The following is a 22941-nucleotide window of genomic DNA, read 5'->3' as shown; positions in this document are numbered from 1 at the left end:
CCGGCCCGGAAAGTCCCGGGCCGGCCGCGCAGTTGTCCGTGCCTGATCAGCTCAGTCCCTGGTCAGGGACGCGCGCAGGGTCTTCAGCGCGCCCGCGAGGAGCCGGGACACGTGCATCTGGGAGATGCCGAGCTCGGCTGCGATCTGCGACTGGGTCAGGTTGCCGTGGAAACGCATCGCGATGATCTTCTGCTCACGCTCCGGCAGCTTCGCCAGCAGCGGGCGCAGTGCCTCACGGTTCTCGACGTTGGCCATGTCGGGGTCGTCGCCGCCGAGCAGGTCACCGAGGCCGGTGGCACCGCCGTCGCCGGCCTCGCCGACGGGCGCGTCCAGCGACAGCGCGCGGTACGCCTGGCCGCAGTCGAGGCCCTCGATGATGTCTTCCTCGCTCGCCCCGAGCTTCGTCGCGAGGTCGGCGACGGTCGGGGAGCGGCCGAGGTCCTGGGCGAGGTCGCCGGAGATCTTCGAGATCTCCAGGCGGAGTTCCTGCAGGCGGCGGGGCACGCGGACGTCCCAGCCCTTGTCGCGGAAGTGCCGCTTGAGCTCGCCGACGATCATCGGGATGGCGTAGCTGGTGAACGCGGCACCGCGGTTCGGGTCGAACCCGTCGACGGACTTGATGAGGCCGAGGTTGGCGACCTGGACGAGGTCGTCGAACTGCTCGCCGCGGTTGCGGAAGCGCCGGGCGAGGTATTCGGCCAGGGGGATGTACAGCTCGATGAGCCGGGCCCGGACGCGGTCGCGGTCGGCGCCGGCGGGCAGGTCGGCGAGCAGGGACAGCAGGGCCTTGGCCTGCGCGTCGGACTCCCGGGTGCGGTGCGACCCGGCGGTCGGCGCGGGGGTCGCGGCGGCGGGCGCCGGCGCGGTGGTGACCTCGACGCTGTCGGTGGTGCCGATAAGGGTGGCTTCGGTGTACATGTCAGTGCTCACGGCAGGGTCAGCCTTTCGGTGCATGACCGGTCCGTCCGGGTAGGACGTCGTTTGGAGCGACGACGAGCGGGCATCCCTGAACAGGACGCACAAGGCTCAAGACCGGTCAGAAGATCGCTCACAGCGCCCGTGTCTTGAGCGCCGGCGGTAAGACCGAGAACCGTCGACCACCGGGTGGACCGCCGCTGTCTGGACGGGCCCGGCCGGCAACCCGCCTCGTCACGCTGCTGACGCAACATGGGCAGGTCGCCTGTGGTGACGACTCACCCACCGTACAACAAATTGCCGGACGACAACAGTCGACCCCCGCGCACGGGTGCGGTCAGGCGGCCAGCGCGCGCAGCTCCTCAGGGTCGCCGGGCAGGCCGTATGCCCGCAGCAGCCCGGTCACGTTGCCGAACCTGTGCCCGCCGAGCTGCCATGCGGCGGGCGCGCCGGCGAGCACCCGCGCGAGCCGGCGCTGGGTGGCGTCCAGCGCGGCGCCGGCGGGCCGCGGACCGTCCGGGAAGGCGGCCCGCAGCGCGGTGCCGAGGACCGGCAGGGTCTCCACGCCCGTGACGGAGCCGAGCCGGGCGAGCAGCGCGTCGAGGGTCGCGGCGGCGTACGCGTCGCCGAGGCCGGGCAGGGACAGCGCCGCGTACCCGGCGAGGTCGCCGCCGAGGAACGGGATGCCGGGCCGGGCGGTGCTCGTGCCGCCGGCCCAGCCCAGCAGCTCCGCCGCGGCGTCCGCGCCCGCGCCGGCGCCGTGCACGCGGGCCAGCGCGATCGCCGTGCCCCACCGGATCTCCGCCTTCGGGTCCTGCAGCGCCGCCGGCATAGTCGTGCCGAGCAGGCCGAGGGCGACGAGCGCGGTCGCCGCGACGGAGCGGGACAGGTCACCGACCGCACCGGTCAGCGCGGCGACGTTGGCGTTGCCGTCCACCCCTTTCTGGTCCTCGGCGAACCAGCCGAGGGTGAACGCCGCGCCGGCGCGCACGGCCGCGTCGCCGTCGGCCAGCAGGCCGCGCAGGACCGGCTGGCCGGCGCCGACCGCGTCGTAGGCGGCGACGTCGACGTACGCGGCGAGGGCGTGCTGCTGCGCGTCGTCGAGGCCCTCCCAGTAGTCGAGGCGGGTGCCGTCCTCGAAGTCCTCGTCCTCGTCGTCCTCCGCCGGTGGCGGCGCGGCAGCCAGCAGCTCGGCGCCGCCGGCCGCGGCGGTGCGCAGCTCGGCGGCCGGGAACCCGCCGGGCAGCCACGCCTCGTGCTGCCCGACCGCGATCGCCGCGACGAGCCCGAGGATCGCGGCGCGGTCCGGGGTCGCCGGGTCCTCGAGCAGCTCCAGCAGGAACGGCACCGCCGGTGCGCTCGCCTCGTAGCGGGTCCCCTGATGGCAGATGCCGCCGTACAGCCCGGACAGCGCGCGGCGGCGCTCCTCCTGCGACCCGGCCAGCAGGCCACGCAGGTTGCCGGGCACGTCGGCGGCCGGCCCGTACGCGTGCTCCAGCGACGCCCAGCCGATGTCGTCGAGTCCGTCCAGCATGCGCCGCAACGTACCCCATTAAGGTGAGCGGATGACCGGTCTCGGCGACGTCGACTCCAGTGTTCCCAACGTGGCCCGCATGTACGACTACTACCTCGGCGGGTATCACAACTTCGCCGTCGACCGGGAGGCCGCGGAGAAGATCCTGGCGATCTTCCCCGACACTCCGGCCGCGGCGCGGACCAACCGGCGGTTCCTGCAGCGGGCCGTGCGGCACCTGGCGCAGGCGGGCGTCCGGCAGTTCCTGGACATCGGCACCGGCCTGCCGACGCAGGGCAACGTGCACGAGATGACCGACGGCAAGGTCGTCTACGTCGACAACGACCCCGTCGCGGTCGCCCAGGCGCGGTCCCTTGTGGACGGTCTGGACCGGGTGTCGGTGGCGTGCGCGGACCTGCGGGACCCGGAGGCGCTGCTCGCCGACCCCCACGTCGCCGAGCACCTCGACTTCACCGAGCCGGTCGCGGTCCTGATGGTGTCGATCCTGCACTTCGTGCCCGACGAGGCGCACCCCGGTGACCTCATCGCCCGGCTGCGGGACGCGACCGCGCCCGGCAGTCACCTCGTCGTGTCCCACCTGACCCTCGACGGCGTCCCGGCTGCCCCCGCCGCCGCCGGCCAGCAGGTGTACCGGCAGTCCAGCGCCCCGCTCGCGCCCCGCACGAAGGCGGCGATCGCGGCGCTGTTCGACGGCTACGAGCTGCTCGAGCCCGGTCTGGTGTGGCTCGGTGACTGGCGGCCCGACGACGGCGACGAGCAGGTCTCCCACGGCTACGGCGGCGTCGGGGTGCTCAGGGGCCGCTGACCCGGAGCCCGGTGACGGCGCTCCGCGGCCGGTGACGGCGCTCCGCGGCGGCCGGCTCGGCGCTGGTGACGGCGCTTCACGGCGGCCGGCTCGGCGCTGGTGACGGCGCTTCGCGGCGGGTCATTCGGAGCCGGTGACGGCGCGGATGGGTCGCTGACAGCAAGCCGACACCGACCCATCCATCGACCGGGCGAACGCGAAGTCCTCTCGTGCAGCGGTCCACCACCGGACCGCTCCAGACGCGGGAGGACCACCCTCATGACCACTCCAACCCGGGCAGGTCGCCGGTGGCGTGCCACCGCCGCCACACTCGTGGCGGCCGGTGTGGCGTTCGCCGGCCTCGGGCCCGGCACCTCGTCGGCCTCGAGCCACCGGGAGGCGCCGCTCATCGCCGCCGACCCGGCGGTCGACAACACCGACCTCTACGCGTTCGTCAGCCCCGAACGTGCCGGCTACGTCACGTTCATCGCCAACTGGCAGCCGTTCGAGGAGCCGAACGGCGGCCCGAACTTCTACCCCTTCGCCACCGACGCCGTCTACAACATCAACGTCGACAGCGACGGCGACGCGAAGGCCGACGCGGTGTTCCGCTGGACGTTCCAGAACATCGACCGCCGCGGCGGCGACACGTTCCTGTACGCCAACGGCCCGGTCACCTCACTCGACGACGAGAACCTGCTCTTCCGCCAGACCTACACCCTGGAGTCGTCGTTCCACGGTGAGCCCTTCAAGACCAGGATCACCGGCGCGCCGGTCGCTCCGTCGCGGGTCGGCAAGGCCACGATGCCCGACTACGCGAAGCTGCGCAACGACGCCAACAAGCGGCTCCCGGGCGGCTGGAACGTCTACGCCGGCCAGGCCGACGACCCGTTCTTCCTCGACCTGCGGGTCTTCGACCTGCTGTACGGCGGTGACCTGAGCGAGGTCGGCCAGGACACCCTGGCGGGCTACAACGTCAACACGATCGCGCTGCAGGTGCCGTTCTCCGACGTGGCCCTCAAGGGCGACGTGAAGCGCAACCCGGTCATCGGCATCTGGACCACGACGGAACGCGCGAAGACCCGGGTCGCCGGCCAGGCCGGTCCCGTCACGGGCGAGAAGGTCCAGGTGTCCCGGCTGGGGAACCCCCTGGTGAACGAGGTCGTCGTGCCGGCCTCGCTGAAGGACGCGTTCAACTCGATCAGCCCCGACAAGGACGCCGGCATCCCCGCCGTCGTCGCCCGGGTCACCGACCCGGAGCTGCCGAAGCTCATCGAGGGCATCTACAAGGTGCCGGCGCCCCCGGCACCCCGCAACGACCTCGTCGAGATCTTCCTGACCGGCATCACCACCAAGGCGAACGGGCCGATCAAGGCGGACCTCAACTCCCAGCTCAACAACGCCGACGTCGTCGCGGCCGACTTCCGGCCGTCGGAGATGCTGCGGCTCAACCTGGGCGTGCCGGTCGCAGCGGCTCCGAACCGGCTCGGCGTCCTCGCCGGCGACCTGCAGGGCTTCCCGAACGGCCGGCGGCTCACCGACGACGTCGTCGACATCGCGGTGCAGGCCGTCGAGGGTGCGGCGCAGACCGGCAAGCTCGTCGACGCCCTCGCCGCCGGCGACAAGGTCGACGCGAACGACAACGCGTTCAGCGGCTCCTTCCCCTACCTGGCGCTGCCGAACACCGAGTCGGTGAACAAGGGCGGCGGCACCGGCGGTGCGGCCGCCGCGAACGGCACCGGCCCGTCGGCGTCCGCCGAGGCGGCCCAGCCGAACACGACGCCGTCGGCGTTCGAGTCCGGCACCGGCATAACGGCCATCGCGGTCAGCACGTCGGCGATCGCCGCCGGGCTCGGTGTCCTGCTCTTCGTCGGCTGGTGGCGGCGCCGCCGCGGGATCACCCAGCCCTGATGTCCCAACCGCGGGGCGCGTCCACAGTGGACGCGCCCCACCCCCTTGGAAGGAGGAGTCATGCGGGTTCGCATCGTTCTGGGTGTGGTACTGGCGGCCGCACTGCTGTTCGGCCTCGGCGCGCTTGCCGGTCGCCCTTCGGGCGGGGTGCCCGCCCCTGCTGCCGTCGAGCCCGACCGTCCACAGGGGACCACCCGGCTGGTCGCGGCGATCGCCGGATACCAGGAGCGGCTGAAGAAGGTCCCCGGCGACTGGACCACGTGGGCCGCGCTCGGCGAGGCCTACCTGGAGCAGGCCCGGGTCGGCGCGGACCCGGCGTACTACCCGAAGGCCGAGGGCGCGCTGCGCAAGTCCCTCGAGGTCCACCCCGACGGCAACGCGGCCGCCGTCACCGGCCTCGGCGCCCTCGCCAATGCCCGCCACGACTTCGCCGCCGCCAAGACCCTCGCGGAGCAGGCGCTCACCGTCAACGCCTGGTCCGACACCGCATACGGGGTCCTCGCCGACGCCGAGACCCAGCTCGGACACCCCGAGGCGGCCACCGCCGCCGTGCAGCGGATGCTCGACCTGCGGCCGGGGCTCGGCTCGTACACGCGCGGCTCGTACGACCTCGAACAGCACGGCAAGCGCACCGAGGCGGTCGCGCTCATGCAGCTGGCCCTGGACAGCGCCACGGAACCCGCCGACATCGCGTTCTGCCACCAGCACCTCGCCGGCCTGGCATGGGCCGCGGGCGACCTGACCACCGCCGCCCGGCACGTGTCGCTCGGCCTCGCCGCCGACGCCGGCACGGTCGGCCTCTGGCAGGTGAAGGCGAAGCTCGACACCGCCGCCGGCGACCTGACCGCCGCCCTCGACGACCTCGCGAAGGTCGTGGCGCGGACCCCCACCGTCGATGCGCTGCTCGACCAGGCCCGCCTGCTCAAGGTCGCCGGCAAGGACCCGGGCCCGTCGCTGAGCCTGGCCCGCGCCGCACACAGCCTCTTCACCGCGAACGGCGGCACCGACGACCTCGGCGCGGCCGCCCTGGAGCTCGCTGCCGGTGACGCCACCGCCGCGGCCCGGCTCGCGATCGCCGAATGGGACTGCCGCCAGTTCGGCGAGGTCGCCGACATGGTCGCCTGGACCCTGATGTCGGCCGGCGACCCGGTCGCGGCGCTGCCGTTCGCCCGTCACGCCAACGCACTCGGGCAGGTCGACGCGACCCTCGCCTACCACTACGGCATGGTCGCCGCAGCCGGCGGCGACAAGGAGACCGCGCGCCTGCAGCTGCGCCTCGCTCTCGCCCTCAACCCGAAGTTCTCCCCCGTCGACGCGCCGATCGCGGCGCGCACCCTCGCCGCCCTGGAGTCCTGATGCGTCGCGTGCTGCTTCTGCTCTGTGCCGTCGCGGCCGGGCTGCTCCTGTGGCCCGGCTCCGCGCAGGCCCACCCGCTCGGCAACTTCTCCGTCAACCAGCTGGGCGCCCTGACCTTCTCCCCCGACCGGGTCACGGTCGCCTACGTCGCGGACTTCGCCGAGCTGCCGACGTTGCAGTCCGAGCCGTCGTGTACGGCGGTGGCGCCCGCCTTCCGGGTCACCGCTGGCGGACACCCGCTCAGCTGGACGGTCGACCGGGCCGTGTTCACCTACTCGCCGGGCGCGGCGGGTCTGCGTACCAGCCGCCTCGAATGTGACCTGTCCGCCCCGGCCGACCTGTCCGCCGAGTCCACTGTGGACGTCGTCAACGATTTCGACGCTGACCGCATCGGCTGGCGGGAGCTCACCGCCACCGCCTCGGGCGTGCACATCGTCGACTCGCCGCTGCCGACGGTGTCCCGCAGCGACGGCCTGCGGTCGTACCCCGAAGACCTGCTGAGCTCCCCGCCGTCGGTGCGGACCGCGTCCCTGCGGCTCGCCCCGGGCGGCAGCACCGGCGCGTTCGTCTCCCCCTCGCCGCGCCCGCCGACGGCACTGCCCGCGTCGGTGCTGCCGGGCTGGGCGGGCCAGGCGGAGCTGACGCTGCGCGGCTGGGTCGCCCAGCGCGAGCTGACCCCGTGGGTCGGGCTGCTGGCGGTCCTGCTGGCGCTGACCCTCGGCGCCGCGCACGCCGCGCTGCCGGGGCACGGCAAGACGGTCATGGCCGCGTACCTCGCCGGCCGCCAGGGCCGCCCCCGCGACGCCCTCACCGTCGGCGCCACCGTCACCCTCACCCACACCGGCGGCGTGCTGCTGCTGGGGCTGCTGCTGACCACGGCCGCGGGCCTGGCCGGCGAGACGGTGCTCGGCTGGCTCGGGGTGACGAGCGGGGTGCTCGTGGCGGCGATCGGCCTGAGCATGCTGCTGTCCCGGCACCGCGGCGCCGCACACAGCCACGCGCACGGCCCGCACGGCCACACCCACGGCCCGCTGGGCCACACCCACTCCCACGCCCCGACCACCCCCGACCATTCCCACTCCCACGCCCCGACCACTCCCGACCATTCCCACCCCCATTCCCACGACCACTCCCCTGGCCACTCCCCCTCCCCTGACCACTCCCACGACCACGACCACGACCACGACCACATGCGTGACCACGACCATGACCATGACCACTCGCACGGCAATGACCACGACGACGACCACGGGCACGACCACTCCCACGACAAGGACCACGACCACGACCATGGACACGGGCATGACCACGACCAGAACCAGGATCATGGGCATGACCACGGGCACGAGGTCGGGCGGCCGAGTCGGCTCGCGGTGGTCGGCATGGGCATCGCCGGTGGGCTGGTGCCGAGCCCGTCGGCCCTCGTCGTGCTGCTCGGCGCCGTCGCGCTCGGCAGGACCTGGTTCGGGGTCCTCCTGGTCCTCGCCTACGGGTTCGGGATGGCCGGCACCCTCACCGCCGCCGGGCTGCTGCTCATCAAGATCCGCGACCGCTGGCCGGCCCGCCTGCGCATCAGCGGGCGGCTGACCAGGCTCGCACCCACCGGCACCGCGGCGTTGGTCCTGCTCGTCGGCTCCGCCCTGGCGGTCCGGTCCCTGGTCACCCTCTGAACGACCCGTGCCGGCCGGTTATCCACAGGCGCACAGCAGACCTGGCGCCCCGGCCGGCACCGCCCCACCCTCGACGGGATGCGAGCAGAGCAACAGGCGGTGCGCTACCTCCGCGACGTCGAGCGGCCGCACGAGCCGCCCGCCGGGACCCGGACGTGCACCGCCGGGCCGTGCGAGAGCGCCGCGGCGGTCGCCGTCCTCCTGCACCGTGCAGGCTGGCCCTCGCCGCCGATGCGCTGCGGACCGAACTGCCGACTACCCGGTGGACTAGTGGTCGCCGACGAACAGCGATCCACCGGGTAGTCGGTCCGCTCTCGGCGAACAAGGTGGGGGCGACGGGCGGGCGGTGCGGCGGTATCGTCAGGGTGGGCAGTGCGCCTGCCCGCGCCACGACACAGCAGCCCACGCCTGCGGTGACCCGAGGCCAAGAGGCTCAGACTCAGCGCGGCGGTGCAGGCTGCCCGGCGGGGATTTCCGCCGTCCGATCGGTGCGAGCGTGGGTCGACGCCGGAGGTCTCGTGATGGCAGACGCAGAGGACACCCAGGAGCCCCACCGCAACACCTCGCAGGCTGGCCGCGACGCGTCGCAGCAGGACGAGCGCGACACGCCTGAGCAAGACGGGCGCGACGCCCAGGAGCAGGACGGACGCGACGCGCCGCAGCAGGACGAGCGCGGCGCGCCGGAGCAAGACGGACGTGACGCCTCGCGGCAAGACGGGCGCGGCGCCCAGGAGCAGGACGGGCGCGACGCGCCGCAGCAAGACGGGCGCGACGCGCCGGAGCGGGACGGGGCGGGTGGGCGGGCGCGGCGGGACCGGAAGCGGCGCCGGGCGATCAGGGCGCACGCCGCGCAGGCCGGCATCGCCTACTCGGTCGCCGCCCGGCAGCTGGCCGGCACCGGCATCGGGCCCGGTGAGACCCTGGCGAGCCGCGGCCGGACCGTCTATCCGGTCGGGGTGCCCGGCAGGTGGACCGTCGCGGCACGGGAGCTGCGACCCGCCGAGGTGAAGCTCCACGACACCCGCCGGGCCGCGCGGCTTGCGGGTGGGCGGGCCACGCACCTGGTGGAGCGGTTCCCCGCGGGTGAGAGCCACGCGGGTCCCTGCTATGCCGGCGACGGGCTCGAGGACCTCCTCGCCATGCTGTATCTGGTCGTCGTACGGGAGGCGCCGGGTCTCGTGCCGGCGGCGCTCGACCTGGCCTGGACCGCCGAGCTCGGCGAGGAGACCGCCGTCGACGTCGAGTGCGCCGAGGTCGACCGGGCCGCGCGGCTGGTCCTCGACGACGGCGTCGCGGACCTGTGGGGGCGGGTCGAGGAAGCGTTGCGGGCGGGGCAGGACGACGCCAGTCCCGCGATCCGGCACGACGCCGACCGGCTGACGCTGGTCTGCCGCACGTTCACGATGCCCGTGGAGGGTGCGGACGGTGAGCCGTACGTGCTGCGCGCCCCCTGGGACGGCGCCGGTCAGGTCCTCGACGCGTTGCTGGTCGTCGCCGACGACGGGCACGCGCCCGGGACCAGGGTCCGGCTCGCGGGGTCGCCGGCCGAGGGCACGATCGTCGGCGCGGCCTGGGGTGCCAGCGGGCCGCCGCTGCGGTACGACGTCCGCCTCGACGCCGCCCCGACCGGCCGCACGGTCCGCCCCGAGGAGCTGATCGTGCTGCCCGGCCAGGAGTCCGACGCCGCCGCCCTGCAGGTGTGACACCACCGCGCCGCGGGTGACGCCGGGCGGGTGACGTCGCCGGGCGGGTGAGGGTCACTGCTCGGCGAGCAGGCGGGCGGTCGGCAGCCGGCGCAGGGTGCGGACCGGGACGGTGGCCGCCGCGACCGTGACGAGGAGCCCGGCGAGAGCGGCGCCGGCGGCGGCGAGCCAGACCGCGCCGGGCAGCGCGCCACCGAGCAGCGCGGCCAGGCCGAGGCTGACGGCCGTGCCGAGCAGGGCGCCGGTCGCGCCGAGCGCCACCGCCTCGTAGCCGGCCAGGCGGATGAGCAGGTGGTCGTCCCAGCCGCTGGCACCCAGCAGGGCGAACTCGCCGGCGCGTTCGCGGATGCCGCGGTACAGCACGTCGGCGACCGCGGCCGCGCCGAGCAGGACCGTGAGCGCGGCGGCAAGGTAGTCGGTGCCGCGGACCTGGACGGTGACCGCATCGCCGAGGACGGTGCCGCTGACCGTGCCGCGGAAGCCGACGGTCAGCACGGCGAGGAAGGTGAGGGCGGCCACGCCGATGGCGAGGCTGAGCACGCCGACCAGGGTGCGGCCCGGGGTGCGCAGCAGGTTGGTCCAGGCGAGGCCGGCGACCCGGCGTGGGGTGCGGGCCCGCCGCACCGCGCTGACCGCCGGCCGGACCGCGGCGACCGGGTCGGTGCGGTTGGCCCGCCACGCGGGCTGGAGCGCGGCGAGGACGCTGAGCAGCAGCGCGGCCGGCACGGCCAGCGCCGCGGTACGCCACTGCAGCCCGATGCCCAGCGGCGGCGCGGCGAGCAGGGCGATGGCCGTCCCGGCGAGCCCGGCCGTCAACCCGAGGATCAGGGCCTCGGCCAGGACCAGGCCGAACAGCCGGCGCCCGGGCCAGCCGAGGCAGGCCAGGACGGCCAGTTCGGTGTGCCGGGCGCGCAGTGCCGCGCCGGTGGCGTTGGCGACGGCGAGGACGCAGGCGACCAGCACCAGGCCGGCGAGCAGGATGCTCTTGCGGTCAATCGCGGAGACGACGACGGTCGCGACCCCGGTGCGTAGCCACGGCTGCTCGACCTTCAGCGCGGGCCGGCCGTGGGCGCCGGCCGGCACGGCCAGGTCGGCGGGTGCGACGGAGGAACCGACGGTCAGGTCGACCCGCAGGCCGGTGCTCTGCTGGATGCGCTCGGCGACGGCCCGGACCCGCTCCTGCGACAGGGCGTCCATGCCGACGTCGCCGGCCACCCGGACCCGCACCGTGCCGATCGGCGCGCCGGCCGCGGCTGAGGACGTCGTGGTGTAGGGGGGCCGGTGCAGCAGGTCCAGCGCCGACAGGCTGGTGAGCAGCGCCGGCCGCGACCCGGCGGGGCCGCCGAGGTTGCCGTTGGGCAGCAGGGCCCGGTTGCCGAGCGCGGCCCGCGACGCGGCGTCGGCGCCGGCGAGTCCGGGGTCGCCGGTGAGCGACGCCGGCAGCGCGGCGAGCGGCGGCCCGGCGTCGAGCGCGGCCGGGTCGAACGGGCCCACGCCGCGCAACGCGACGCCGCGGGTGATGCCGCTGACCTGCGGGGCCTGCCGGGGCACCGTGCGGACCTGCTGGTCGGTGAGTTCCAGCGGTAGTGGGTTGTACCAGACGTTGTTGTCGGAGGAGCTGCCCCAGTCGCCGGTGGACGGCCGCGGTGCGCCCGCCGGGCCGGGCGTCCAGTACTGCTGGACCCAGGGACCGCCGGGCTGCGGGGCGGCCAGGTCCGCGAGCAGCTGCCGGTAGACGTCGGCGACGTCGACGGTGCGTTCGTCGGCGGTACTGCCCGGGTCGGCGTCGAAGACGCCTACGAGGTTGTCCAGGCGTACCCCTGCCGCGGCGGAAGCAGCGGAGGTGTCGGCGAGCCGGTCCACCCGGAGCCGGACCTGCCGGTCCACGCCGGGGCTGGTGGCGGCCAGGACGGGCAGCTCACCGGGGGCCGCCGGGCGGGTGAGGGCGGTCGCGTCGAGCCCGTCGAGGCGGGCCTCCTGCTCGGGGTCGACGGCGGCCATGAACATCGGCACCGTGAACGCCACCCGCACCTCGGCCTGCGGTGGCTGCTCGACCGTGGAGCGGGGGTCGCTGGACCAGCAGGTCGCCGCGTGCCGGTGCTTCGGGTCGAGCGGATCGGTCATGCCGATGACGTGGTCGAGGGGTTCGCAGACCTCCGTGCGGGAGCCGCCGGCACCGAGCCGCCACACGTGGGGGCGTTCGGGGATCTCGTCGTCCTGATACATGCGGCCCTGCTCCCACGGCTCGCCCGGCTGGTATTCCAGGACGTCGCTGGTGGCGTACAGGTAGACCGGGCCGTCGGTGACGCCGCTGAGTCCCCGGTCGGTGATCCAGGTCGGCCGGACCCGCAGCACCTGCTGCGCCACGCCGGGCCGCAGCTGCCCGGTGAGGTCGATGGGCAGCGACACGGTCCGCAGGAACGATCCGACGGGTGCGAGGGGCGCCGCGACGTCCACGCCGGGCAGCCGCAGGATGTCCTGCCACTGTTGCACGGTGATCCCGCCGTAGCCGGTGCCGACCTGGTCGAACCCGATCGGTCCGGCCCCGGTTCCCGCGGGTCGCACGAGGATGTCGTACAGGGGGCGGAAGTTGGCCTGCACGGTGCCGGTCGCTCGCAACTGAGCGCCGCGCGAGGCGGACAGCAGCAGCGAGAATCCGGCTACCGCGATCGCGACGGCCAGTACCGTCGCGACGAACCGGCCACGCTGCCACCGGAGCTGGGCAAGCACCATCGATCTCTCCCCCCGTCAGAGAGCGCTCTCCGGTCAGCCTGACGGTGGCAGCCACGGGTGTCAACGGTCGGCTATGGTGGAGACGGCAGCGCGCCTGCCCGTGCCGCGGATCGACGGAGCCCACGCCTCCGCCGGCGGCCAAGAGGCTCCGACTCAGCGCATCCGACGATTCCGTGCGGATGCTGGGTGCGTGGGGCCCCGCCGAGAGGCGTGATCGTCATGTTCGAGCGGTTCACCGACCGGGCCAAGCGCGCCGTCGTGCTGGCCCAGGAGGAAGCCCGGATCCTCAACCACAACTACATCGGCACCGAGCATCTGCTGCTGGGCATCCTCAAGGAGGGCGACGGGGTGGCCGCGCAGAGCATCGGCGCCCTCGACGTGTCCCTCGACGACGTGCGGAGGCAGGTCGAGGAGCTGATCGGCCAGGGCGGGCAGGCGGCGGGCGGGCACGTCCCGTTCACGCCCAGGGCCAAGAAGGTCCTGGAGCTCGCGCTGCGCGAGGCGCTGCAGCTCGGGCACACCTACATCGGCACCGAGCACATCCTGCTCGGGCTGGTCCGCGAGGGCGAGGGCGTCGCCGCGCAGGTGCTGATCCGCCTGGGTGCCGACCTCAACCGGCTGCGGGCGCAGGTGATCCAGCTGCTGTCCGGCCACCCGTCCGCACCGGACACCCGCACCGCCGCTCCCGAGTCCTCGACCGTGCTCGACCAGTTCGGGGTGAACCTGACCGCCGCCGCCCGCGACGGGCTGCTCGACCCGGTGATCGGGCGGTCCGCCGAGGTCGATCGGGTCATCCGGGTGCTGTCCCGGCGGCGCAAGAACAGCCCGGTGCTGACCGGCGCGCCCGGTGTCGGCAAGACTGCCGTGGTCGAGGGCCTCGCCCAGCGCATCGTCGCCGGTGACGTGCCCGCCTCGCTCAAGGGCAAGCAGGTGTACACGCTCGACCTGGGTGCGCTCGTCGCGGGCTCGCGGTACCGGGGCGACTTCGAGGAACGGCTGAAGAAGGTCACCAAGGAGGTCCGCGGGCGCGGCGACATCATCCTGTTCATCGACGAGATCCACAACCTGGTGGGTGCCGGCGCGGCCGAGGGCGCCATCGACGCGGCGTCGCTGCTCAAGCCGTTGCTGGCGCGTGGCGAGCTGCGTGCGATCGGGGCGACGACGGACGAGGAGTACCGCCGGTTCATCACCAAGGACGGCGCCCTGGACCGGCGGTTCATGCCGGTCGCGGTGCCGGAGCCGACGGTCGAGGACACCGTGCTCATCCTGCACGGGCTGCGGGACCGGTACGCGGAGCATCACGGTGTCACGTACACGGACGCGGCGCTGCGGGCGGCGGCGCTGCTCGCCGAGCGGTACATCGCGGACCGGCACCTGCCGGACAAGGCGATCGACCTCATCGACGAGGCGGGCGCGCTCAGCGCGTCGGGCGCGGTTCCGAGCGCCGTTTCGAACGCGGTTTCGGGCGCGGTTTCGGGCGCGGTTTCGGGCGCGCCTGGCGCGGCTTCCGGCGCTTCCGGCGCGTTCGGTGCGGCTTCCGGCTTGGCCGTGGTCGGGGAGGACGAGATCGCCGTGGTGCTGTCCGCCTGGACGGGCATCCCGGTGCACCGCCTGACGGAGCAGGAGAGCGCCCGGCTGCTGCGGATGGAGGAGACGCTGCACGAGGACCTGGTCGGGCAGGACCTGGCGGTCGCGGCGGTGTCCCGGGCGATCCGCAGGACCCGCGCCGGGCTGAAGGACCCGCGCCGGCCCGCGGGGTCGTTCATCTTCGCCGGGCCGTCCGGCGTCGGCAAGTCGTCCTTGGCGAAGGCCCTGGCGGGGTTCCTGTTCGGCACCTCCGACGCGCTGATCCAGCTGGACATGTCGGAGTTCCACGACCGGGCGACCGTGTCGCGGCTGGTCGGCGCGCCGCCCGGCTACGTCGGCTACGACGACGGCGGCCAGCTGACCGAGCGGGTGCGGCGCCGGCCGTTCTCGGTGGTGCTCTTCGACGAGGTGGAGAAGGCACACCCGGACGTGTTCAACACGCTGCTGCAGATCCTCGAGGATGGCAGGCTGACCGACGGTCAGGGCCGCGTCGTGGACTTCAAGCACACCGTGCTCATCCTCACGACCAACCTGGGCACCCGCGACCTGCAGCTGCCCGCGGGCTTCCAGTCGGCGGCGGTCCCGGTGTACGAACGGATGCGCCAGAAGGTCGACGACGAGCTGAAGCGACACTTCCGGCCCGAGTTCCTGAACCGGATCGACGACACGATCGTCTTCCACCAGCTCGGCCCTGCCGAGGTGGCCGGCATCGTCGACCGCCTCGTCCTGGACGTGGCGGCGCGGCTCGCCGTGCGTGACATCGGCCTGGTGGTGACGCCGCAGGCCCGGCGGCACCTGGCGGAGCGCGGCCACGACCGGGTGCTCGGCGCCCGGCCGCTGCGGCGCACCGTACAGCGGGAGGTCGAGGACCCGCTGTCGGAGCGGATCCTCCTCGACACGCTGCGCGCCGGCGACACGGTGACGATCGGTTGCGGTGAGGACGGTCTCACGTTCACCACTTCCCGGGAGCTTGAGCGAGTGCTTAAATAACCCTCGTTGAGCGACTGCTCAAATGAACGGGGGTGAGCAGTGGCCGACACGAAGGAACGCCTGGTCGACGGCGCGATCAGGGTCCTCAGCAGCGAAGGCCTCGCCGGCGCGTCGGCGCGGGCGATCGCGACGGCGGCGGGCGTCAACCAGGCGCTCGTCTTCTACCACTTCGGCACCGTGGACCAGCTGCTCTCGGTCGCCTGCCGGCAGGCGACCGAGAGCCGCGTCGCGCTCTACCGCGCCAGGTTCGCGGCCGTGTCGAGCATCGGCGAGCTCCTCGACGTGGGCCGGCAGCTGCAGGTGAGCGAGCGCGCCTCCGGCAACCTGCAGATCCTCGCCCAGCTCCTCGCCGGCGCACAGACGGACGAACGGCTCGCACCGGCCGTCAGCGCCGGCCTGGACCTGTGGATCGCCGAGATCGAGTCCGTGCTCGGCCGGATCACCGCGACGTCGCCGGTCGCCGACCTCATCGACGTGCCGGGCCTGGCAAGGATCGTCGCGTCCACGTTCATCGGGCTGCAGCTGTACGGCGGCGTCAGCCCGGACGGGGCGGCCGCCGCCCTGGCGACCCTGGAACGTCTCGCCGTCCTGGTCGAGGTCGTCGACGGGCTCGGCCCGGTCGCCCGCCGGGCGTTGCGGGCCACGCTGCGCCGGGTCGACACGAAGGCGGCACGATGACGACCTGGTTCGCTCGGGCTGCCGTGGCCGCGGTCTGGCTGTACGAAGGACTGTGGTGCAAGGTCCTCGGCGGCGACGGCGACCAGCAGGCGATCGTCGCCGCCGTGCCGCTGCTGCCGCCGGCCCTCGCCGCCGCCGCGCTGACCGGGATCGGCCTGGCCGAGGTCGCGGTCGCGGCGTGGGTGCTCACCGGCCGGCGGGCCAGAGCGGCCGCGGTCACGCAGACGGTGCTGCTCGTCGCGTTCAACGCCGGCGGGCTGCTCTTCGCCGGCGACCGGATCGCCGACGCGGGCCGGATGCTGACCGCCAACGCCGCACTGCTCGCCCTCGTCTGGCTCCTGGCGACACCACGCACGCAGTCCGCGCCGTCGGCGCAGTCCGCGCCGCGGACGCCGGGAACGCCGCCCACGCCGTCCACACCGCGGCACGCTCATGGCTAACCCGTGGCAGGGTGGCCGGCTCACGGTCGGCCGCAGGCCTCAGGTCATGTTCGGCCGCATGTACGAGGACCCCGCCGCCGAGCTGAGCGTGTTCCCACAAGGCGGGCGGGTCCTGGCGATCGCCTCCGCCGGCGACACCGCCGCCGCACTCGCCCGCGCCGGGCACCTGGTCACCGCCGTGGACATCAGCGCCACCCAGCTCGCCTACGCCAAGGCCAGACTCTCCGGCGCGCCCGCGACGAAGGGCACCGCCGAACGGCTGCAGGCGGTCGCCCGCCAGGCGGCGCGCGCGGTGCAACCCGCCTGGCGGGCCGCCGCGATGACCACGTTCCTCCAGCTCGACGACGTCGACGCGCAGCGCGAACACTGGCGCCGGCACCTGGACCGCCCCAGGCTGGGCGCGCTGATGCGACTCGCGTTCGCCTCCGCCGGCCTCGTGCGAAGGGACCTGTGGCGGTCCCTGCCACCGCGGATGGATCTGGTCCTGCGCCGCCGCCTCGCCGACGGCGTAAGCCGCCACCCCAACGCCGCCAACCCCTGGGCCTGGCGGCTGTTGCTGGGCCGCGAGTGCCCGGCCGCACCCCCGGAAACCCCGGTCACCAGCGGCATCGAATGGGTGCACGACGACGTCGTCAAGCACCTGTGGTCGGTGCCGCGCGGCTGGTACGAGGCCGCCACCCTCTCCAACGTCCTCGACGGCCCGCCGCCCGCGTTCGCCGGTGCCCTGCGCGACGCGCTCCGCCACGGTGTCAGGGCCGGCGGGCCGGTGGTGCTGCGCACGTTCGGGAACGCGCCGCCGCTGCCCGGCGACCCGCTGCCGGACCGGTCCCTGCTGTGGGGCGCGGTCGTCCGGCTCAACCCTGGCACCACGGTCGTCCGGCGCCACCCCGGCACCGCTGCCGTCCAGTCCCACCCTGGCACCGCTGCCGTCCGGCGCCACCCCGGCACCGTGGTCGTCCGGCCCCACCCTCTCACCGCTGGAGCGTGACCATGCTGCAGGCCCTGCGACGGCATCCGCTGCCGATGCGCACCCGGTTCGGGCATTCTCTCGTCGTCACGTACGCGCTGCCGCCGGCAATCCTCGAGCCGCTGCTGCCGCCTGGGCTAACCCTCGACACGTACACCTCGCGTGACGGCTCGACGCACGGGTTCGTCGCCGTCGGGATCGTGTCGACCCAGGGGCTGCGGCCCGCACCGCTGCCGGCCGCCCTGGGCATGGACGTCGTGCTGACCGGTTACCGGATCTTCGCGACGTTCCCGACGCCCGCGGGCAAGACCATGCGCGGACTCTACATCCTGCGCAGCGACACGCACCGGGTCGTGCTGGCCGCCGCGGGGAACCTGCTCACCAGATACCGCTACCACCTGGCGCGGGTCGGGCTCACCGTCGATGGGGACCGGTTGACCGCGACGGTCGACAGCCGCGACGGTGGCGCCGACCTCACCGTGACCGCGGACCTGGGTTCCCGGCCTGCGCCGCTGCCGGCTGGTTCACCGTTCGCGAGGACCTGCGGGGCGGGTCCGGTGCTGCCCAACAGCCTCCCAGGCACCATACACCCACCCCAGAAATCGATCTCTAAACACGTTATCACCCGCTCACGCTGCGTCGAAAACGGCGTCAAGAGCGGTGTCCAGAGCACCGTTCAGCGCAGCGTCGAGGGAGACAGCGTCGACGGGGACACTGCCGGGGCGCGCAGGTTCGCGGGGCCGTTGCCGTACACCTTCGATCATGAGGCGGCGACGGGCTCGATCGTCGTGGTCAAGGCACACCGTAGCGCGTGGACGCCTGAGCCGGTCGCGGTCCGCGTCAGCCGGTGCACGTTTCTGGAGCGCGGGCCGTTCGCGGGGACGCGGCCGGTCTTGGCGCAGGCGTTTCACGTCGCCGACCTCGACTACGGCTGGCACCGCGGCGTCCGCCGCACCGTGGATCCCACATGAGCGCCGTGGATCCCATGAGCACCGTGGATCCCATGAGCACCGTGGATCCCAGATGAACGGCGTCGCGCGGATGGTCCGCTACAACTGGCCCAAGTATGCCGTCGCCGCCGTGACTCTCGCAGGCGTGGCGGCGCTGCCGTGGCCGTGGCGGTTGCTCGCGGTGCCGGGTGCCGCCGGGGTCGCGGTGAGCCTCGCCGCCACCTGGTGGGCATACGACCACAGCCGCCTGCACGACTGGCGCTGGGCCCTTGACCTGCTGCCCACCCCGCGCCGGTACGCGGTGGTGAGCACCGGACTCGACGAGATCAGCCCAGCGCTGCGTGACCTGCTGCCGGACGCCGAGCCGACGCTGCTGGACTGCTACGACCCGGTGGTCATGACGGAGGGTTCGGTCCGCCGGGCGCGGCGGCTGAACCCGCCGCCGGACGGCTCGGTGCGCGCGGACGTGGCCGCGTTGCCGGTCGCCGGGGCGGGCCAGGACGCGGTGTTCCTCGCGTTCGCCGCGCACGAGCTGCGGGTCCCGGCGCAGCGGCAGGCCCTGTTCGCCGAGGTCGCCCGGGTGCTGCGGCCCGGCGGGCACCTGGTGCTCGTCGAGCACTGCCGCGACGCGGTCACCGTCGCCGCGTACGGGCCCGGCGCCTGGCATTTCTATCCGCGCCGGGAGTGGCTCCGCCTGGCCCGTGGCGCCCGGCTCACCCCCGCCGGGGAGGCGACGATGACACCCCTGGTGCGGGCCCTGGTGTTCCAGCGATGAGCATCGACGTGCAGCTGCGGCTCGTCGGTGCCGTCCTCGTCGGCCTCGGGGTCGCCCATGTGGCGCTGCCCAGGGTCCTCGCCTGGCGGCCGCAGTTCGCGTCGTTGCAGCCGCTGACCAGGCACGTGCTGTACACCCACACCTTCTTCATCGGGGTCATGTGCGTCCTGCTCGGGCTGGCGCCGCTGCTGCTCGCCACGGACCTGCTCGCGCCCGGCCGGGTCCCGGCGGCCGTGCTCGCCGCCGAGTGCGTGTTCTGGGGGCTGCGGTGGGGTGCCCAGTTCGTCGCGTTCCCGCCGGCCACGTGGCGCGGGTCGCGGCTGCACCAGGCCGGGTACGCCGGGTTCACGCTGCTGTGGACGTGGATCGTCGCGGTGTTCGCAGCGGCATTGTTCACACGCTGACGGGTCGCCGGCACAATCCGGTTCGGCGCCGGGCGTGGTACAACGACGCGGTGACGGCAACGACGCTGTTCCAGCGCACCAGTGGACCTCCCGGCGCGCCGGTCGTGCTGCTCGGCGGTTCGCTGGGCAGCAACCTCGACATGTGGCGCCCCCAACTGCCCGCGCTCGCTGACCTGCGGGTGGTGCGCTTCGACCACCGCGGCCACGGCGCCTCACCCGCGCCACCAGGGCCGTACCGGATCGACGAGCTCGGCCGTGACGTGCTGGCGCTGCTCGACCGGCTCGGCATCGCGCGGGCCTCCTACTGCGGGTTGTCGCTGGGCGGGATGGTCGGCATGTGGCTGGCCGCGAACGCGCCCGACCGGATCGGACGGCTCGTGCTGATCTGCACCGCGGCGCACCTGCCGCCGGCCGACGGCTGGGCCGCCCGCGCCGAGCAGGTCCGTTCCGCGGGCATGGGCAGCATCGCCGACGCGGTGCTCGGCCGCTGGTTCACGCCCCGGTTCCGGGCGGCGCTGCCGGCGAAGGTCGCGCCGTACCGGGCGATGATCGCGGCGTGCCCGGCGGAGGGGTATGCCGGCTGCTGCGAGGCGATCGGCGGCATGGACCTGCGCGACGACCTGCCGAGGATCACGGCGCCGACGCTGGTGATCGCCGGTGCCGACGACCCGGCGACGCCGCCGGAGCACGGTGAGCGCATCCACGCCGGGATCGCCGGCAGCCGCCTCGTCGTGCTGCCCGGCGCCGCCCACCTCGCCAACGTCGAACAGGCCGACGCCATCGGCCAGCTCATCAGAGATCACGTCCTTGGGTGACTTCGAGACGCATTTCACCGTGGTGTACGACGACCGCCTGCCGGAGTGGGCGGACCGCCTCGGTCTCAAGTACACGCGGATCCGCCTCGACCGGGGTGCCTGCGCCGACCAGCCGATGCTGACCAGCACCGGCCGCGGCGACCTGCCGGAGCAGCGCGCGGCGGCCGGCGCGCTGGTCGCCCTGCTCCAGCGGGACGGGTTCACGGTGCGGCGGGTGAAGATCGAGGCCGCGCCGTGGCATGCCTGCGTGCCGGTGGAGCCGGGGCCGACCGGCGGGTGCTACTTCGAGCATCATGTGAAGCTGGTGCTCGCCGACGGCCAGCTCGACCTGGTCAGGAGCGTCGCGGAGGGCCACGGCGCGCACCTGTCGCGCAACGCCCGGCGGGTCCGCGACGACGGCCGGCACGAGCGGTTCGTGACGCAGCGCTGCCGCGACGTGGGTCGCCCGCAGGCCCGGGAGCGCCTCGACGCGCTGCTCTCGGCGCTCGCCGGCGCCGGACTGGACGCGGTCGAGGTGGAGGAGGAGTACGTGGTGGTGGACGACAACCCCGGGCTGGACGCCGGATGGATCCGCTGAGCGCGCACCGGGACGTCCTCGACCACGTCCTCGCCGTCGTCGCCGCCGACCCGGTCGGCGACACCTTGGTGCTGCGGGGCAGCATGACGATGCCGGCCTGGGTCGGTGGCCGGGCCCGCCCGCCGGGTGACCTCGACTGGATCGTGCGCCCCGTGGCGGTGCGGGGTCTGGACGGCCGCGACCCGTATCCGTTCCTGGACCGGGTCGACCCGGTGCAGTACTGGCCGGAGACGACGCAGGGGGCCGGCCGGGCCCAGCCGTGGACGTACCTGGACGAGGACACCGGCGGGGTGCGGGCGCTGCTGCCGCCGGAGGGGCTGCGCTGGATGTCCGACGAGGAGCTCGACCCCGAGGACCCAGCGACGCAGCCGCACGCGCTGGTCCTGGACCTCCTCGAAAAGGACCCGCGGACGCCGGGCGGCGCGGTGCTCGACGTCACGAACGCGCAGCCCGACCGGGACTGGGACTACGCCGGTTTCCGGCGCGACTACGGCGGCTCGGCGGGCGCCCGGGTGCTCGTGCCGTGGCAGGCCGGTGCGCTGTCCGGCACCGTGCAGCTGGACTTCGCCTACGACGAGCCGCTGCCGGAGCCGCCGGTGCTGACCGCGGTCCCCCGTGGCGGTGGCGGCACCGCGACCGCGGTGTGGACGGCGAGCCGGGAGCTGTCGCTGCTGTGGAAGCTGCAGTGGCTGGCGGAGGACCAGACCCGTGAGGGCGCCGCCCGCGGCAAGGACGTCTACGACGCGGTCCTGCTCGGCGAGCTCGACGGTGTCACGCTGCCGCCGCGCCTGCGCCGCCTCCTGCCGCCCCTGGACCCGGCCGCGGTCCGGTCGATGACCGTCGACTGGTCCAGCTGGCCGGTGCACGATCCCGACAGCTGGCTGGACCGCCTCGGGTGGGCGGTCCAGCACCACTGCGTGGGCTACGACACGGACCGGTAGACGTCCAGGGTCTGCTGGGCGATCGCCGACCAGGAGAAGTGGTCCAGGGCGCGCTGCCGTCCGGCCCGGCCGAACTCGGCGGCGCGGGCGGGTTCTTCGAGGATCTCGTTCATGGCGTCGGCGAAGTCCGCGACGAACTTGGCCTCGTCGAGGGGGGTGCCGGAGCCGTCGGTGACCTGCTCGATCGGCACCAGCAGGCCGGTCTCGCGGTCGGCGACGACCTCGGGGATGCCGCCGGTGGCGGTCGCGACGACCGCGGTCTGGCAGGCCATGGCCTCGAGGTTGACGATACCCATCGGCTCGTAGATGGACGGGCAGACGAACAGGGTGGCGTGGGTGAGGACCTGGATGACCTCGCGTTTGGGCAGCATCTCCTGGACCCAGATGACGCCGTGGCGGGTGGCGCGCAGGTCGTCGGCGAGCGAGGTCACCTCCGCGGCGATCTCCGGGGTGTCGGGGGCGCCGGCGAGCAGGACCAGCTGCACGTCGGCGGGGAGCCGCCGGGCGGCGCGCAGCAGGTACGGCAGGCCCTTCTGCCGGGTGATCCGGCCGACGTACACGACGCTGGGCCGGGCGGGGTCGATGCCGAGCCGGGTCAGGACATCCAAGCCGGGGTCCGGCGTGTACTGCTCGGTGTCGATGCCGTTGTAGATGACGTGGACGCGGTCCGGCTCGACGCGGGGGTACGCCTTGAGTACGTCGGCCTTCATGCCGGCGGACACGGCGACGACGGCGTCGGCGGCCTCGATCGCGGTGCGCTCGCACCAGGAGGAGAGCGCGTAGCCGCCGCCGAGCTGGTCGGCCTTCCAGGGGCGCAGCGGCTCGAGGCTGTGGCTGGTGATCACGTGCGGGACGCCGTGCAGCAGTTTGGCGGTGTGCCCGGCGAGGTTGGCGTACCAGGTGTGGCTGTGCACCAGGTCGGTGCCGGCGGCTCCGGCGGCCATCTCCAGGTCGACACCCATGGTCCGCAGGGCAGCGTTCGCTCCCGAAAGACCGGACGGATCTTGATAGCCGATCACCCCCGCCTCACTGCGAGGGGCACCGAAGCAGTGCACGCGCACATCCAGGGGCAGCCGCCGCAACTCCCGCGCCAGGTACTCCAGGTGAACGCCGGCTCCGCCGTAGACGTCCGGGGGATACTCTCGAGTTAACAGGTCCACGCGCACACCGGAAGACTAATCCGTTTCTGGCTCCGCCGGGCTGGCGCCCGT

General features: G+C 73.9%; 18 protein-coding genes and 2 pseudogenes. 16 read left to right on the top strand and 4 right to left on the bottom strand.

Going from position 1 to position 22941, the window contains the following annotated elements; translation table 11 throughout:
• Positions 1 to 51 precede the first annotated feature (51 nt).
• The gene (locus AB0K00_RS04610) at positions 52 to 930 is read right to left on the bottom strand and encodes a SigB/SigF/SigG family RNA polymerase sigma factor (RefSeq protein WP_363515271.1); all 879 of its coding nucleotides are present in this window, start codon (positions 928 to 930) and stop codon (positions 52 to 54) included.
• A gap of 322 nt (positions 931 to 1252) precedes the next feature.
• Positions 1253 to 2449, bottom strand: coding sequence for a hypothetical protein (locus tag AB0K00_RS04605; protein ID WP_363515268.1), 1197 nt, complete (start codon positions 2447 to 2449; stop codon positions 1253 to 1255).
• 31 nt (positions 2450 to 2480) lie between these two features.
• Between AB0K00_RS04605 and AB0K00_RS04600 the strand changes: the two genes are divergently transcribed.
• From AB0K00_RS04600 to AB0K00_RS04580, 5 genes are all read left to right on the top strand, one after another.
• A complete protein-coding gene (locus tag AB0K00_RS04600; protein WP_363515266.1) occupies positions 2481 to 3254 on the top strand; it encodes an SAM-dependent methyltransferase in 774 nt (257 codons plus the stop codon).
• A 258-nt stretch (positions 3255 to 3512) separates the two neighbouring features.
• Positions 3513 to 5144 carry a DUF4331 domain-containing protein gene (locus tag AB0K00_RS04595; RefSeq protein ID WP_363515263.1) on the top strand — a complete coding sequence of 544 codons (1632 nt, stop codon included), beginning with the start codon at positions 3513 to 3515 and terminating at the stop codon, positions 5142 to 5144.
• 60 nt (positions 5145 to 5204) lie between these two features.
• A complete protein-coding gene (locus AB0K00_RS04590; protein WP_363515260.1) occupies positions 5205 to 6500 on the top strand; it encodes a hypothetical protein in 1296 nt (431 codons plus the stop codon).
• Positions 6500 to 8170 carry a hypothetical protein gene (locus AB0K00_RS04585; RefSeq protein WP_363515257.1) on the top strand — a complete coding sequence of 557 codons (1671 nt, stop codon included), beginning with the start codon at positions 6500 to 6502 and terminating at the stop codon, positions 8168 to 8170. Before AB0K00_RS04590 ends, AB0K00_RS04585 begins: the two co-directional genes overlap by 1 nt.
• A gap of 521 nt (positions 8171 to 8691) precedes the next feature.
• Positions 8692 to 9873 (top strand): hypothetical protein, encoded by a 1182-nt coding sequence (locus AB0K00_RS04580; protein WP_363515254.1) that lies wholly within the window; start codon positions 8692 to 8694, stop codon positions 9871 to 9873.
• Positions 9874 to 9927: 54 nt separating this feature from the next.
• Here AB0K00_RS04580 and AB0K00_RS04575 read toward each other — a convergent pair whose 3' ends face one another.
• Positions 9928 to 12606, bottom strand: a complete 2679-nt coding sequence (locus AB0K00_RS04575) for an FtsX-like permease family protein (RefSeq protein ID WP_363515251.1) — start codon at positions 12604 to 12606, stop codon at positions 9928 to 9930.
• Positions 12607 to 12825: 219 nt separating this feature from the next.
• On the opposite strand from AB0K00_RS04575, the pseudogene AB0K00_RS04570 reads away from it, so the two are divergent.
• The 11 genes and pseudogenes from AB0K00_RS04570 to AB0K00_RS04520 all read left to right on the top strand — a co-directional run.
• A pseudogene (locus tag AB0K00_RS04570) lies at positions 12826 to 14022 on the top strand (Clp protease N-terminal domain-containing protein); the annotation flags it as partial.
• Positions 14023 to 14157: 135 nt separating this feature from the next.
• A pseudogene (locus AB0K00_RS04565) lies at positions 14158 to 15183 on the top strand (AAA family ATPase); the annotation flags it as partial.
• Between the two features lie 39 nt (positions 15184 to 15222).
• Positions 15223 to 15861: a TetR family transcriptional regulator gene (locus AB0K00_RS04560; protein WP_363515248.1), complete on the top strand. Its 639-nt coding sequence runs from the start codon at positions 15223 to 15225 to the stop codon at positions 15859 to 15861.
• Positions 15858 to 16301 (top strand): DoxX-like family protein, encoded by a 444-nt coding sequence (locus tag AB0K00_RS04555; protein ID WP_363515245.1) that lies wholly within the window; start codon positions 15858 to 15860, stop codon positions 16299 to 16301. Before AB0K00_RS04560 ends, AB0K00_RS04555 begins: the two co-directional genes overlap by 4 nt.
• Before the next feature lie 58 nt (positions 16302 to 16359).
• Positions 16360 to 17289, top strand: a complete 930-nt coding sequence (locus AB0K00_RS04550; RefSeq protein ID WP_363515241.1) for a hypothetical protein — start codon at positions 16360 to 16362, stop codon at positions 17287 to 17289.
• A 2-nt stretch (positions 17290 to 17291) separates the two neighbouring features.
• The gene (locus tag AB0K00_RS04545; protein ID WP_363516422.1) at positions 17292 to 18239 is read left to right on the top strand and encodes a DUF2071 domain-containing protein; all 948 of its coding nucleotides are present in this window, start codon (positions 17292 to 17294) and stop codon (positions 18237 to 18239) included.
• A gap of 52 nt (positions 18240 to 18291) precedes the next feature.
• A complete protein-coding gene (locus AB0K00_RS04540) occupies positions 18292 to 18993 on the top strand; it encodes a class I SAM-dependent methyltransferase (RefSeq protein ID WP_363515238.1) in 702 nt (233 codons plus the stop codon).
• Positions 18990 to 19397, top strand: a complete 408-nt coding sequence (locus tag AB0K00_RS04535; protein ID WP_363515235.1) for a hypothetical protein — start codon at positions 18990 to 18992, stop codon at positions 19395 to 19397. The genes AB0K00_RS04540 and AB0K00_RS04535 overlap by 4 nt, the downstream gene beginning before the upstream one ends.
• A 50-nt stretch (positions 19398 to 19447) precedes the next feature.
• On the top strand, positions 19448 to 20212 hold the full coding sequence (gene pcaD, locus AB0K00_RS04530; RefSeq protein WP_363515232.1) for a 3-oxoadipate enol-lactonase: 765 nt from the start codon (positions 19448 to 19450) through the stop codon (positions 20210 to 20212).
• Positions 20205 to 20789 (top strand): hypothetical protein, encoded by a 585-nt coding sequence (locus tag AB0K00_RS04525; protein WP_363515229.1) that lies wholly within the window; start codon positions 20205 to 20207, stop codon positions 20787 to 20789. Before pcaD ends, AB0K00_RS04525 begins: the two co-directional genes overlap by 8 nt.
• Positions 20777 to 21730, top strand: a complete 954-nt coding sequence (locus AB0K00_RS04520) for a nucleotidyl transferase AbiEii/AbiGii toxin family protein (RefSeq protein ID WP_363515226.1) — start codon at positions 20777 to 20779, stop codon at positions 21728 to 21730. The genes AB0K00_RS04525 and AB0K00_RS04520 overlap by 13 nt, the downstream gene beginning before the upstream one ends.
• On the opposite strand, the gene glgA is transcribed toward AB0K00_RS04520, so the two are convergent.
• On the bottom strand, positions 21712 to 22890 hold the full coding sequence (gene glgA / locus AB0K00_RS04515) for a glycogen synthase (RefSeq protein WP_363516419.1): 1179 nt from the start codon (positions 22888 to 22890) through the stop codon (positions 21712 to 21714). The two genes, AB0K00_RS04520 and glgA, sit on opposite strands and share 19 nt — an antisense overlap.
• Positions 22891 to 22941: the final 51 nt, after the last annotated feature.

Origin of the sequence: Dactylosporangium sp. NPDC049525, assembly GCF_040676755.1 — a bacterium.
GTDB lineage: Bacteria > Actinomycetota > Actinomycetes > Mycobacteriales > Micromonosporaceae > Dactylosporangium.
Note: the sequence above shows the minus strand (reverse complement) of the source record. Positions and strands in the feature narration are given on the sequence as shown.